Annotated in this window: 9 protein-coding genes and 1 pseudogene; 4 read left to right on the top strand and 6 right to left on the bottom strand. The window is 61.0% G+C overall.

The genetic code is table 11. From position 1 onward, the window contains the following. Nucleotides 1-11: 11 nt before the first annotated feature. The 3 genes from leuA to xseA all read right to left on the bottom strand — a co-directional run bounded on the left by leuA (nt 12) and on the right by xseA (nt 4220). Entirely contained in the window at nt 12-1691 is a 1680-nt protein-coding gene (gene leuA, locus C4J84_RS20765) for a 2-isopropylmalate synthase (RefSeq protein ID WP_124368251.1), read from the bottom strand. Between the two features lie 324 nt (nt 1692-2015). Beyond that, nucleotides 2016-2837 carry a peptidoglycan DD-metalloendopeptidase family protein gene (locus tag C4J84_RS20755; RefSeq protein WP_124371760.1) on the bottom strand — a complete coding sequence of 274 codons (822 nt, stop codon included), beginning with the start codon at nt 2835-2837 and terminating at the stop codon, nt 2016-2018. A 3-nt stretch (nt 2838-2840) separates the two neighbouring features. Further along, on the bottom strand, nt 2841-4220 hold the full coding sequence (xseA, locus tag C4J84_RS20750; RefSeq protein ID WP_124371759.1) for an exodeoxyribonuclease VII large subunit: 1380 nt from the start codon (nt 4218-4220) through the stop codon (nt 2841-2843). 123 nt (nt 4221-4343) lie between these two features. Here xseA and C4J84_RS20745 point away from each other — a divergent pair, with 123 nt between their 5' ends. The 4 genes from C4J84_RS20745 to guaA all read left to right on the top strand — a co-directional run bounded on the left by C4J84_RS20745 (nt 4344) and on the right by guaA (nt 9167). Beyond that, complete coding sequence (locus C4J84_RS20745) at nt 4344-5111, top strand: sulfite exporter TauE/SafE family protein (protein WP_124371758.1); 768 nt, start codon at nt 4344-4346, stop codon at nt 5109-5111. A 144-nt stretch (nt 5112-5255) separates the two neighbouring features. Then, nucleotides 5256-5804: a sugar ABC transporter ATPase gene (locus C4J84_RS20740; protein ID WP_124364282.1), complete on the top strand. Its 549-nt coding sequence runs from the start codon at nt 5256-5258 to the stop codon at nt 5802-5804. A 234-nt stretch (nt 5805-6038) separates the two neighbouring features. Next, nucleotides 6039-7508 carry an IMP dehydrogenase gene (gene guaB, locus C4J84_RS20735; RefSeq protein WP_015885726.1) on the top strand — a complete coding sequence of 490 codons (1470 nt, stop codon included), beginning with the start codon at nt 6039-6041 and terminating at the stop codon, nt 7506-7508. 81 nt (nt 7509-7589) lie between these two features. Next, on the top strand, nt 7590-9167 hold the full coding sequence (guaA, locus tag C4J84_RS20730; RefSeq protein ID WP_124368247.1) for a glutamine-hydrolyzing GMP synthase: 1578 nt from the start codon (nt 7590-7592) through the stop codon (nt 9165-9167). Nucleotides 9168-9235: 68 nt separating this feature from the next. Here guaA and C4J84_RS20725 read toward each other — a convergent pair whose 3' ends face one another. The 3 genes and pseudogenes from C4J84_RS20725 to mltF all read right to left on the bottom strand — a co-directional run bounded on the left by C4J84_RS20725 (nt 9236) and on the right by mltF (nt 14155). Next, complete coding sequence (locus C4J84_RS20725; RefSeq protein WP_124371757.1) at nt 9236-12286, bottom strand: membrane-targeted effector domain-containing toxin; 3051 nt, start codon at nt 12284-12286, stop codon at nt 9236-9238. Between the two features lie 65 nt (nt 12287-12351). After that, nucleotides 12352-12525 (bottom strand): annotated as a pseudogene (locus C4J84_RS20720) (UTRA domain-containing protein); the annotation flags it as partial. 169 nt (nt 12526-12694) lie between these two features. Next, nucleotides 12695-14155 (bottom strand): membrane-bound lytic murein transglycosylase MltF, encoded by a 1461-nt coding sequence (gene mltF / locus C4J84_RS20715; RefSeq protein ID WP_124369020.1) that lies wholly within the window; start codon nt 14153-14155, stop codon nt 12695-12697. Between the last annotated feature and the right edge of the window lie 147 nt (nt 14156-14302).

Below are 14302 nucleotides of genomic sequence, written 5' to 3'. Positions count from 1 at the left end.
GCGCCGATAGCTTACGCCGCTTTCGCTTCCTGCTGGCTCAGCGAGCGGTTCAGCGCACTGAACAGCGCCTTGAAGCTCGCGGTGGTGATGTTTTCATCAATCCCCACGCCATGCACCGGACGCTCGCCATTTACGCGCAGTTCGATGTACGCCGCCGCTTTGGCGTTGGTACCCGCACCAATCGCGTGCTCGTTGTAGTCCATGATCTCCACACCAATCGGCAAGCCCGCCACCAGCGCTTCCAACGCGCCGTTGCCTTTGCCTTTCCAGTGCAGGTTGGTCTCGCCTTGGCCCTTGCCGGAGACTTCCACTTCGACGTAGCTGTTGCCGTTTTCTTCCTGCAGGCGATGGCTGACCAGCGCGTACGGGGTGTTGGCCTGCAAGTATTCGCGTTGCAGCAAGGCGTAGATCTGCGGTGCGGTCATTTCAAGGCCGACGCGGTCGGTTTCAGCCTGTACCACCTGGCTGAATTCAATCTGCATGCGGCGTGGCAGGCTGATGTCGTATTCCTGCTCCAGCAGGTAGGCGATACCGCCCTTGCCCGACTGGCTGTTCACACGGATTACCGCTTCGTAGCTGCGGCCGATGTCTGCCGGGTCGATCGGCAAGTACGGCACCTCCCACAACGCGTCGTCTTTCTGCTGAGCGAAGCCCTTGCGGATTGCATCCTGATGGGAGCCGGAGAACGCGGTGTGCACCAGGTCGCCGACATACGGGTGACGTGGGTGCACCTGGATCTGGTTGCACTCCTCGACGACTTTGCGCACGCCGTCGATATCGGAGAAATCCAGCTGCGGGTCGAGGCCCTGGGTGTACATGTTCAGCGCCACGGTAACCAGGTCGACGTTGCCAGTGCGCTCGCCGTTGCCGAACAGGCAGCCTTCGACACGATCGGCCCCGGCCATCAGGCCCAGCTCGGTGGCGGCGACGCCCGTGCCACGGTCGTTGTGGGTGTGCAGGCTGATGATCACGCTGTCACGGCGGTTGATATGGCGACCGAACCACTCGATCTGGTCGGCATAGATATTCGGCGTGGCGCATTCCACGGTGGCCGGCAGGTTGAGGATCATCTTGTGCTCGGGCGTCGGGTTCCACACCTCGATCACCGCGTCACAGACTTCCTTGGCGAACTCCAGCTCAGTGGCGCTGAAGGTCTCCGGGGAGTATTCGAAGGTCCACTGGGTTTGCGGCTGTTGCGCGGCGTACTTGACGAACAGCTTGGCGGCGTTGACTGCAATGGCCTTGACGCCGTCCTTGTCCTGGTTGAACACGATGCGGCGGAACGACGGCGAAGTGGCGTTGTACAAGTGCACGATGGCTTTCTTGGCCCCGCGCAGGGATTCGAAGGTCCGTGCGATCAAGTCTTCACGGCCCTGGGTCAGCACCTGGATGGTGGTGTCCTCGGGGATGTGGTTGTCTTCGATCAGGGTGCGTACGAAATCGAAATCGGTTTGCGACGCGGCGGGGAAGGACGCTTCGATTTCCTTCACGCCGACGGCCACGAGGGTCTTCCAGAAGCGCAGCTTTTTCGCGGCGTCCATCGGTTCGATCAGCGACTGGTTGCCATCACGCAAGTCCGAGCTGCACCAGATCGGCGCAGTGGTGATGGTTTTGGACGGCCAGGTGCGGTCCGGGATATCGATGATCGGAAACGCACGGTATTTCGAAGACGGGTCTTTGAGCATGCTCATCGGGAAATCCTTTGTTGTAGGGGCCGAGAAAAGGCGGCCTGCCGTAGAACTGTTATTGGGGATAAAGCTTAAAGACGAGGCAGATCGATTCAGCCTGGCAGTCGTGCGCTGACCAGGCACAGGCTGCGGTGCTGACGAAGCTGAATGAGGGTGTGAGAGGTTTTCATAAGCCCAACCCTAACCGGCGGGGTGAAAGATGGCAAGCAGTCGCGAAAAATTGAGATAAGTTCTGCTATTCGCGTGGGAATAGAGATTTTATGGCTGAAAACTCGGCGGTGACTGACTTTAATTGCGCAGCCTTTATTGGCTGCGCAATCGGGCCATTCAGGGCTGGAAAGCGCCGATGAAGATCGCCGGGTCGACTCGTGCGTCGTTAAGGCTGACGTTCCAATGCATATGCGGCCCGGTTGCCCGACCCGTCGAGCCGACCTTGCCCACCACCGCGCCACGCGTCAGTTGATCGCCGACTTTCACATCGATCTTCGACATGTGGCAGAACATGCTGATAAAGCCCTGCCCATGGTCGACGAACACGGTGTTGCCGTTGAAGAAGTAGTTGCCGGTCAGGATCACCTTGCCAGCCGCCGGGGTCTTGATCGGCGTACCTGCGCCAACGGCAAAATCCAGACCCGAATGCGGATTGCGCTCCTCGCCATTAAAGAAACGTCTTACCCCGAACTTGCTCGACAGCGGCCCGTTGACCGGTTTGTCCAGCAGCAGGTTGCTCGGCGTATTCGGGCTGAAACTGCGATAGGCCTTGAGCTGCACGGCCAGTTCGGCCTCGATGCGTTTGAGTTGCGCCGGTTCCGGGTTGACCTGGCTTTTGTTCTTCAAGGTGATGCGCTGCTCGGGGTATTTCTTGAAACCCACCACGAACGGCAGTTGCTGCCCGCCGTGGACGATGCGTTCGGTACCCGGCTTGACCGTCAGTGGGATCCCTACAATCGCCAGCCAGTTGTTTTGCTCCTTTACCACCAGCACCGGTCTGTTCAGGTAGGTGGCCTTGGGCGCCGTTGCCGCAGGCCCCAGGTCCACTACCGCTACGCCACCGGGCACCGGCTTGTTCAGCAGGCGCGTGATGTAGCTGTCGGCGTGGACATTGAAGGTCAGGCAAACGAGCATCAACAAGCTGAGGAAACGTGGCATCGGTCAATCCAGTAACGAAAGGGTGACGGGTGTCAGGTGGTTGTCTTCCACCCGCACTTGCAGTTGGCCCTCACCGAGACGCGCGGTCAGGCGCTGGCCAGTGTGGGTTTGCGCGGCGTTGCGGATCGCCTGGCCGCGCTCGTCGAGCAGGATGCTGTAGCCACGGCCGAGGGTCGCCAGCGGGCTGACCACCTGCAGTGTCTGCACCTGGCTTTGCAGCTGCAGGCGCCGCGCCTTGAGGCCCTCGCGCATGGCCCGGGGCAGGCGTTCGGCGAGGCTGTCCAGACGCTGGCGCAGCAGGGCCAGCTGGCGGCCTGGGTGCTGCCCGGCGAGGCGGGTTTCCAGGCGAATCAAGCGTTCGCGACGGGTATTGAGGCTGCGCTCGAAGGCGCGGCGCAGGCGCATGTCCAAGTCGTCCAGGCGCTGGGCCTGCTGGCGTAGACGTTCGCCCGGGTGACGCAAGCGGCGGGCCATGCCTTCCAGGCGCAGGCGGCTGTGGCTCAGGCGGTTGCGCATCAACATCACCAGGCGGCGATGCAGGTTCTCCACCTGGCGCACCAGGTGGCTGGCGTCCGGTGCCAGCAATTCAGCGGCGGCGGACGGGGTAGGCGCGCGCACGTCTGCCACGAAGTCGCTGATTGACACATCGGTTTCATGCCCGACGGCACTCACGATGGGCGTGACGCAGGCGTCTATCGCACGGGCCACGGCTTCTTCGTTGAAGCACCAGAGGTCTTCCAGCGAGCCGCCGCCACGGGCCAGGATCAGCGCGTCGAAGCCGCGGGCGTCGGCCAGTTTCAACGCGCGCGCAATCTGCGCGATCGCCTCGCGGCCTTGTACGGCGGTCGGAATCAATGTCAGTTCAATGTTCGGCGCGCGCCGGCGGAATACGCTGATGATGTCGCGAATCACCGCGCCGGTCGGCGAACTGATAATGCCGATGCGCCGAGGGTGCGCCGGCAATGGCACCTTGCGCTCGGCACTGAACAGGCCTTCGGCGCTGAGCTTTTCCTTCAGGGCATCGAAGGCCAGGCGCAGCGCGCCGTCGCCCGCCGGCTCCACAGTGTCGAGGATCAACTGGTAGTCGCCGCGCCCCTCGAACAACGAGACCTTGCCGCGCACCTTTACCGCCAGGCCATCCTTCAGCGCCTGGCGCACCCGCGCCGCGTTGTTTCGAAACAGCGCGCAACGTACCTGGGCGCCGCTGTCCTTGAGGGTGAAATACACATGGCCGGACGCCGGGCGGGCGAGGTTGGAGATCTCGCCTTCAACCCAGATATTGGTGAACACGTCTTCCAGCAACACCCGCGCGCGGCCGTTGAGCTGGCTGACAGTCAGGACTTCGCGGTCCAGGCCCAGTCGGGCAAAAGGATCTTTAATCATGGGCCGCAGTTTATAGGCATTCGCGCAAGGTTTGGCAGAATTGCTCCACCAGCGCGCCCCTTCGTACTGGCGCAATGCTCACGGATGACTAAAGTGTCGGCATTCTCTTTCAAGGAATTGCCCATGAATGTGGTTGAGCTGATGAGCCAGTGGTCGTTCGGCGCGGTTGAGTGGCTGGTGATCGGCCTCGGTATCGTCGTGGCCTATATCGTTTTCGGTATCGCCGGATTTGGTACGGCGCTGGTGGCAGGGCCTGTGCTGATTCTGTTCATGCCGTTGTCGAAGATCATCCCACTGTTGGTCTTGTTGGATTTTGTCGCAGCCTTTGGTGGCCTGCTGCAAACACGTCGGGACGTGAGCAAACCGGAATTGCTGCGACTGCTGCCGTGTATGGCGATTGGTTGCACACTGGGTGTGGTGTTTCTGCTCAACCTGCATTCGGACCTGTTGCTGTTGTTGATGGGCCTGTTTATCAGCGCGTACGCGGTCTACAGCCTGGCGGTGAAGGCGCGGCCCACGCAGTTGGCGGCGGGCTGGTCGATTCCCATGGGGACGGTCGGCGGCTTGTTTGGGGCGTTGTTCGGCAGCGGCGGCTTTTTATATGCGATCTACCTGAACAGCCGTTTGCCCAAGGACGCGGCGCGGGCCACGCAAAGCGCGCTGATCAGTTGCAGCACGGTGGTGCGCCTGAGCCTGTTCCTGATCGCCGGCGTGTATGCCGATTTGCCTTTGTTGATGCTGGCGGTGTGCCTGTTGCCGGCGATGGCCCTGGGGCTGTGGTGCGGGCGCCGGTTGACGATGCGCATGTCCCGTGAGGCGTTTGTGCGGTTGGTGACGTGGTTGGTGCTGGCCAGTGGGATTGCCTTGATTGGGCGGTATTTGAGTACTTGACCTGGGTGGAGCAGGGATTAAGCTGCCAGCCTTCAGGGCGCCATTGGGGGCAAGCCCCCTCCCACAGTTCACTGTGTTCACAATTCAGATGTGGGAGGGGGGGCTTGCCCCCGATAGCGTCAGCAGCCACACCGCAGGACTCCCATGAATTCCCAAAGCATCCTTGTCCCGAAAATCTCCACCTTGCCCGTCCACGAGCCCCGCGCGCGGGCAATCGTGCGCTGGCTGGTGCGCAAGAACATCATCAAGGAAGAACTGACCACCTGCGGCCGTACCGGCAATCGCATGGCCTACGCCCTCGCCGATGGCGCCCGCGCGGTGGTGCTGCACCCGCAGGCGCTGCCGTTCAACGAACCGGTCAATGGCCTGGAAATCATCTACAAACGCTGCATCTATACGCCGGCCAAGGGCTTTCTTGAAGAAGCCGGCTGCCCGGAGTGCCGCAAGGAAGTCGGTGAAGCCCTGTTCGACAGCCTGGAAGACTGGATGCCCGGCCACACCGACAACTTCACCTGCCCGCTGTGTGGGCACGAAGACGACATCAACGGCTTCCTGTTCCTGCAGGAATGCGGGTTTTCCAACCTGGGATTCATCTTCAACAATTGGGCAGAGGCGGGGTTCAAGCAAAGCTTTATCGACGAATTTGCCGATTGGCTGGACCAGAAGATCGCTTGGGTCAAGGTCGAGCTGTAGGTGATCGTTCCCACGCTCCGCGTGGAAATGCATCCTGTGACGCTCCGCGTCACCTCAACGGCCGGACGCAGAGCGTCCAAGGCGGCATTCCCACGCAGAGCGCGGGAACGATCAGGCGAAGCCAGATTTCTCCATCTATCACTATTCCCAAATATGTCAGAGTTTTACGTTGAGACCTGAGGGGTGTCTGAGTATAATGGCGCGCTTCCATTTTCCCGCTCGGGAGCCCCCGCGATGCTGCGTATCAGCCAAGAAGCTCTGACATTCGACGACATTCTCCTAGTGCCCGGTTATTCCGAGGTGCTTCCTAACGAAGTCAGTCTCAAGACCCGCCTAACCCGTGGCATCGAGCTGAATATTCCCCTGGTTTCCGCTGCCATGGACACCGTCACCGAAGCCCGTCTGGCCATCGCCATGGCTCAGGAAGGCGGCATCGGCATCATCCACAAGAACATGACCATCGAGCAGCAAGCTGCCGAAGTGCGCAAGGTCAAGCGTTACGAAGCCGGTGTGGTGAAAGACCCCATCACCATCGAAGCCGACGCCACCGTGCGTGATCTGTTCGAACTGACCCGCCTGCACAACATCTCCGGCGTTCCGGTACTGCACGATGGCGACCTGGTCGGCATCGTTACGTCCCGTGACGTGCGTTTCGAGAACCGTCTTGAAGTCACCGTCCGCGAAGTGATGACGCCTAAAGAGCGTCTGGTCACGGTCAAGGAAGGCGCCGACAAGAACGACGTGCGTGAACTGCTGCACAAGCACCGCATCGAGCGCGTGCTGATCGTCGACGACAAATTCGCCCTCAAGGGCATGATGACCGTCAACGATATCGAAAAAGCCAAGGCTTACCCGCTGGCCAGCAAGGATGACCAAGGTCGTCTGCGCGTCGGCGCCGCCGTTGGTACCGGTAAAGACACCGGCGATCGCGTGTCGGCCCTGGTCGCCGCCGGCGTTGACGTGGTGGTGGTCGACACGGCTCACGGTCACTCCAAAGGCGTGATCGACCGCGTGCGCTGGGTCAAGCAGAACTTCCCTGACGTGCAGGTGATCGGCGGCAACATCGCCACCGGCGCTGCCGCCAAGGCGCTGGCCGAAGCGGGTGCTGACGCGGTCAAGGTCGGTATCGGCCCTGGCTCGATCTGCACCACGCGTATCGTCGCTGGTGTCGGCGTGCCGCAAATCAGCGCCATCGCCAACGTCGCCGCGGCCCTTGAAGGCACCGGCGTGCCGTTGATCGCCGACGGCGGCATCCGATTCTCCGGTGACCTGTCCAAGGCCATCGTTGCCGGTGCTTCCTGCGTGATGATGGGCTCGATGTTCGCCGGTACCGAAGAAGCGCCGGGCGAAATCGAACTGTTCCAGGGTCGTTCGTACAAGGCTTACCGTGGCATGGGTTCTCTGGGCGCCATGTCCCAGGCGCAAGGTTCGTCCGACCGCTACTTCCAGGATTCCTCGGCAGGCGCCGAGAAGCTCGTCCCGGAAGGTATCGAAGGCCGTGTGCCGTACAAAGGCACCCTGAGCGCGATCATCCATCAACTGATGGGCGGCCTGCGTTCCTCGATGGGCTACACCGGCAGCGCCGACATCGAAGAAATGCGCACCAAGCCAGAGTTCGTGCGGATCACCGGCGCCGGCATGGCTGAATCCCATGTCCACGACGTGCAGATCACCAAGGAAGCGCCAAACTACCGCGTAGGTTGAGGCTTCCAGCAAAACGTTAAGTAACCGGGGCTGTTCTTTCAGCCCCGAGTTGTTTCTGATTCATTAGACGAGACTGACTTCATGGCCCTCGACATTCACGCCCACCGCATCCTGATCCTCGACTTCGGTTCCCAGTACACCCAACTGATCGCCCGCCGCGTGCGTGAAATCGGCGTGTACTGCGAACTGCACCCGTTCGACATGGATGACGCAGCGATTCGCGAATTCGCACCCAAAGGCGTCATCCTCGCCGGTGGCCCCGAGTCCGTGCACGAAGCCAACAGCCCGCGCTGCCCGCAGGCGGTGTTCGACCTGGGCGTACCGGTCTTCGGCATTTGCTACGGCATGCAGACCATGGCCGAACAACTGGGCGGCAAGGTTGAAGGCTCCGAGCTGCGTGAATTCGGTTATGCGCGGGTTGACGTGGTCGGCAAGAGCCGCCTGTTGGACGGTATCGAAGACCACATCGACGCCGACGGCCTGTTCGGCCTCGACGTGTGGATGAGCCACGGTGACAAGGTCACCAAGATGCCGGAAGACTTCCACATCCTGGCCAGCACCCCGAGCTGCCCGATCGCCGGCATGTTCAGCGATGAGCGTCGCTACTACGGCGTGCAGTTCCACCCTGAAGTGACCCACACCAAGCAAGGCGGGCGCATCCTGTCGCGCTTCATCCTTGACATCTGTGAGTGTGAAGCCCTGTGGACGCCGTCGAAAATCGCTGAAGACGCCATCGCCCAGGTGCGTGCCCAGGTCGGTACCGACAACGTGCTGCTCGGCCTGTCCGGCGGTGTTGACTCCTCCGTGGTTGCTGCGCTGCTGCACAAAGCCATCGGCGACCAACTGACCTGCGTGTTCGTCGACAACGGCCTGTTGCGCTTGCACGAAGGCGAGCAAGTGATGGCCATGTTCGCCGAGAACATGGGCGTCAAGGTGATCCGTGCCAACGCCGAGGAGCAGTTCCTCAACAACCTGGCCGGCGAGTCCGACCCGGAGAAGAAGCGCAAGATCATCGGTCGTACCTTCATCGACGTCTTCGATGCCCAGGCCAAGCACCTGGACAACATCAAATACCTCGCCCAGGGCACCATCTACCCCGACGTGATCGAGTCGGCCGGCGCCAAGAGCGGCAAGGCCCACGTGATCAAGTCCCACCACAACGTCGGTGGCCTGCCTGAGGAAATGAACCTCAAGCTGGTAGAACCGCTGCGCGAACTGTTCAAGGACGAAGTCCGCCGTCTGGGCCTGGAACTGGGCCTGCCGTACGACATGGTCTACCGCCACCCATTCCCAGGCCCGGGCCTGGGCGTGCGCATCCTCGGTGAGGTGAAGAAGGAATACGCCGACCTGCTGCGTCGCGCCGACCACATCTTCATCGAAGAACTGCGCAAGGCCGACTGGTACCACAAGGTCAGCCAGGCGTTCGTGGTGTTCCAGCCGGTCAAATCCGTAGGCGTTGTAGGCGATGGCCGTCGTTACGCATGGGTCGTGGCCCTGCGTGCGGTGGAAACCATCGACTTCATGACCGCCCGTTGGGCACACCTGCCGTACGAACTGCTGGAAACCGTCAGCGGCCGTATCATCAATGAAATCGAAGGCATTTCACGCGTGACGTACGACGTGTCGAGCAAGCCGCCGGCGACGATTGAGTGGGAATAAACATTGGCCGACATGGCCAGCGTTGAGTCACTGAAAAACCTGGCCGAGGCCAGGTTTTTTATTGTCTGTCAGATGGGCAGCCGGCTTTGCAGGCTCATGCCCATGTTAGTGAGCGCACTGGACAGCTTTTCCAGCGTTGGGAAGTGCACGTTATGGACGGCAGCCCAGGCCGGCCGGTCGATGTAGACGCTGCCATCGGCCAGCCGATTGATGGGTGTGCTGACGATGCCCCTGTCTCTGCTGTGGTGTAGCAGGGTGTAGTTGCCCTGGCTTTCATCTATCAGGTACATGCCCTTGCGAAACAACAGCCGATGGTTTTGCTGCACAGTGCGCCGCACCAGAGGCGCCTCTACTTGTACTCGCAGGTCGGCATGGAAAGTGTCGAAGCTATCGCCGGTGCTTTCAGGCAGGGGCGCATTGTCGCGATCCATGGCGACGCCGGGATCCAGGCGTACATCGTGACCTTGCCCAGGCAGCACCTCTTCGATACGCAGCCCGATGCCGCCTTCCAGCTCACTGAGGCCGGCGAATCCATTGAAGGTGTTGATGTTTCTCGCGCCCGTCAGTACCAGCCACTTACCGCCACCGTTCAGGGCTCTATCGGTTTGGATAAGGGTGTGGGCGAGGTAATTGCTCGTGACTTGTTCTGACAGGTCGGCGACAGGGTTGGGGTATTTGTAATGGGCTGCGCAGTCGATTGCCTGCACGCGTATGCCGTTGTCCCTGGCTGCCTTGACCAGTTCCAGTTCGTTGAATTGCCCGGACGGGTCAGTGCCCAATTGGCTCAGATGATTTTCCAGGTCCTCGGACATAACCCCGGTGCGGAAGTAGAGGTTCAAATCATCCTGGGCGAAGTCATTGAGCAGGCGGCGCATGTACAGGGTTTTGACGCCCTTGCGTGCAAAGAGTGGCATTTTTTCGATGACCAGGCGGGTGCTGGCGACACGATCGAGGGTTTCGCCGATGACGTATCCGGGTATCTCGTCGGGCAGGCGCTCGAGGGCTTCATCAAGGGTGGCGGTGGGTTCAAAGGCAGGAATATTCGGGCGAGCCGGTAACCGGGTCCAGGGCAGTTCGTTGTAGAAGTCTTGCGCCAATTGCAGCAGTTTGCGGTGGGTTGCGCCGTAATAGTGAGTGAAACGGTCGATGCGGCCGAAACGGCTTTGAACGTGAGTTTCATTGAGCCCCATTGCCCAGCGTTTTACTTCCGGGCGGGTCGATGGCGGGGTATCGAATGGCGTGGTGACCCTGTGCACGTCGCTGGGTGACTGAGCCACAGGTTGCGAAGGTGGTGGGGTAGGCGAGGGGGGCGTTTTCTTTGCGGCTTTGCTGGAGTTGCCGCCACCGCCTTTCAGGCCTTTGGCGCCGGGTACCCGCTCCCATTCGTTGAACTCATTCAGGCGCACCGCCAGCGTGCCGGAAAAGCCATGGGGGTTGTTCGGGTCGACGATGGCCCAGTAACCACGGCCATTGGGATCGCCTTCATAACGTACGTAATAGGCCTGATCGTCCAGCAGGATGGCGTGCTGGGGCATGCCTTCTGTGGACCTGAGGGAATAAATCTGCTGAAACTTTCCGGGGGCGGTATTCAGGGTTTCGCCTTCCAGTATCAGGTTGGTCTGGTAGGCGGCGGGTACCGTAGGTTCGGGTATCGGCGGTGGCGCAGGGCGTTCTGTGGGAAGCGTGGTTTCAGCCGCCAGGGTTTCGGTCGCTTCGGCGATATCCGGCATGACCCCGTCGGCTTTCAGCAGCGCCAGGTTGAATAGGGTGTCGATGGCGCTGAGTATCGCGCCCAGCGCCCCGGCGCGGCGTTCGGCGAGGGTTTTACCGTTGATGGCCTGGTCGATATTCAGGCCGAGATTCGCCACGCTGGCCCCCACGACCACCAAGGCCACCGGCCAGCCCGCCACCGCCATCGGGCCGAAGGTTTTGCCAAAGGCATTCAGGTAACCGATCCACAGTTTCTTGCGCAGGTCGCCATTGCTGCGCAGCGAGAAGTCCGCATCGTTGTGCATGCGTGCCTGGCTCGATTGTGCCAGCCAGGTAAACGCATCGCCTTCAATCGTCTGGTCGGTCTGGTTGATCAGATGGTGATTCCAGGTGCCCCAGTCGATAAACAGCTGGTCGAGTTGGTGGTACAGGCCCTTGTCCACCCAGTCCGGCGGCAGGGTACCCGTCAGAGCCTGGGCGGTGCGATAGATCAATACGGGGGTGAGCAGCATCTGCTTCCACGTCACGGCGTCGGTGTCGTCCTGCTGGACTTGGGCTGACAGCGGGAAGTGGGCCATGAACCGGGCGCGGTTGTCCGGATGATTGGTCTGGTTCAGCAGCCAGAAATGCAGGTCGGCGGGTGTCTCGCAACAATGGAAAGCCTGGGCGTCGCCGGGGACGTAGAGGATTTGCCGGCCGTCGTGGTCGACGATACGCAGGATGTCCGTGGCGATATGCCCACCGATATCCAGCGCCGCCACACGCAGCCCATCCATCGTAGGTGACTCGGCGTGCAGATTGGACAGGGTCGGGGGCCAGGGCAAGTTGCTGGCCAAGGCCTGGAGGACCGTTTGCAGCTGGGGCTCGGTGAGGTGCCCGGCCTGGCGGGCTTGCAGCGCCTGGGCCAGGCAGTTGACCTTGGCCAGGGTACGGAAGTCGTCGAAGTGGGCGCTCCAGAAGTCCTCCATGCGGGTGGTGTAGCGATCACAGAAGTTGATCGCCCAGAAATCGTCGAGCACTGTTCGGGCCGATAGCCGCACTTCGTTGTGGTGATCGAACAGCCGCGCCTCGGGCCCGTCGAGATAGAAGCCACCGTCGCCGTCGAGCAGGTCGGCATTGTCCTGGTCATGCACATTGAAGCGGTGAATGACCAACTGCGTCAGCGTCATCGACTCCTGCTGTTTTTCGTTATGGCTCCAACCGGTATAAGTCGCCGGGTCACTGTAGCCGCCGCTGAAGCGGTGCCAGTACACATGATCGGGGTCCAGCTCCGCCAGGCCATGTTTGGCGAGAATCTCACGGGCGGTTTCGATGGCCATCGTCTGCATATTCGGGTAGGCATCCAGCACCACGGGAGCCAGGGCCTTGAGTTGTTGCTGGGCGGCGGGGGATGTGTCGGTAAGCGGCATGCTGCTCTCCTTGAGGGGGGAGAGCCGAGCATGCCAAGCGCTTCAGAAGGGCGGCGGGTAGATAATTATCGCCTGGCGATATCGCAGAAGTAGAACTTATCCAGGGTGTGTCGTGATTCGGTGTACTCGAACTGCCGGCCATCCTGCAAAAACGTCTGGTTACTCACCACGATCACATGGCTTTGGCCATCGAGGTCTAAATGTGCCTGGTCGTCCTTGCTGCGAGGCACGGCTTCGATGGCCGTTGGCGTCGTGGCTCTGTAGGAGCGAGCTTGCTCGCGAAAAAACTGAGAGCGCCGCGTTAAACCAGTATTGCTGCGTAATCGTTAACGCGAGCAAGCTCGCTTCTACAGAAAGCCAAACCAATATTTTTATTGATCATTCTCACACGCTGCCTGGGAACGATCATCAGAGCTGCGGGGTGTCTTCCGGCGGCTTGGTTTTATCTACGCCCGGCACATGCAGGTTGCCTTCCACCACCTGATTCCCCTCCAACTGCGGCTGGGTCACCCAGGTCAGGATGTCGTAGTAGCGCCGGATGTTCGCCACAAAATGCACCGGTTCGCCGCCCCTGGCATAACCGTAGCGCGTCTTGCTGTACCACTGCTTCTGCGACAGGCGCGGCAGCATTTTCTTCACGTCCAGCCACTTGTTCGGGTTCAGGCCTTCCTTTTTCGCCAGCAGTCGCGCGTCGTCCAGGTGGCCGGTGCCGACGTTGTAGGCGGCGAGGGCAAACCAGGTGCGGTCGGGCTCGGCGATCTTGTCGTCCAGTTCGTCCTTGATCTTGGCCAGGTACTTGGCGCCGCCCATGATGCTTTGCCTGGCATCCAGGCGGTTGGACACGCCCATCGCCTGGGCGGTGTTCTGGGTCAGCATCATCAAGCCGCGCACGCCGGTCTTGGAGGTGACCGCCGGTTGCCACAGCGATTCCTGATAGCCGATGGCCGCCAATAGTCGCCAGTCGACCTTTTCTTCCTTGGCGTAGGCGCGAAAGTGCTTCTCGTACTTGGGCAGGCGCTGCTGCAGATGCTGGGCGAAGGTATAGGCGCCGACGTAGCCAAGTACATCGACGTGCCCGTAATAGCGATCTTTCAGACGCTGGAGGGTGCCGTTCTTCTCGACCTTGTCCAAGTAACTATTGATTTCGTTGAGCAGGCTGTTGTCTTCACCGGCGGCCACGGCCCAGCTCTGGTTGCTGGCGTTGCCCAGGTCGAACGCCACCCGCACGTTGGGGAAGTACACCTGGTTCATGGCGACTTCGTTGGAGTCCACCAGGGTCAGGTCGATTTGCCCTTCGTCGACCATGCGCAGCAGGTCGACCACCTCGACGGCGTCGGACTCTTCGTATTCGATGGCAGGGTTCTGCTTTTTCAGCGCCGCCAACTGCTCGGCGTGGGTGCTGCCCTTGAGCACCATGATCTTCTTGCCGACCAGGTCCGCCGCATTGGTGGGCCGCGATTGGCCGTTGCGGTAGATGATCTGCGGCGTGACTTCGAGGTACGGGTGAGAGAAGCGCACCTGTTGCTGGCGCTGTTCGCTGCTGACCAGGCCGGCGGCGGCCAGCACCGGGCCGTTGGGCTTGCCCAGCTGACCGAACAGGTCATCGAGATTGTCGGCGGTTTCGATTTTAAGCGTAACGCCCAGGTCATCGGCAAAGCGCTTGACCAGCTCGTATTCGAAACCGGTTTCACCGTTGCGGTCCTGGAAATACGTCGCCGGGCTGTTCCGGGTAACCACCCGCAATACGCCATCCTCCTTGATTCGCTCGAGCGTGCTGGGTTTATCAACACAGGCGCTGAGCATCAGGAAGAGTCCGGTGGCGATGAGCCATTTGGCGCATCGCGGGCGCAAAACAGTTGGGGAGAACATCTGCGCAGTATACGCAAACGGCCCACGGCGCCATATCTCGACAGCGGTGGACTTGTCTGCTAGCGCCGCCAAAACTGTGCTGCACCCCGCAGAAACGTGGCTTGGCGCCCGATTGTGACGGTTAAAATATCTGCGCCCGATGCCGGG

The sequence above is a fragment of the Pseudomonas sp. R11-23-07 genome (genome assembly GCF_003852295.1).
Taxonomy (GTDB): Bacteria; Pseudomonadota; Gammaproteobacteria; order Pseudomonadales; family Pseudomonadaceae; genus Aquipseudomonas.
The sequence above is the reverse complement of the archived record's forward strand: the minus strand, read 5'-3'. Positions and strand labels throughout refer to the sequence as shown.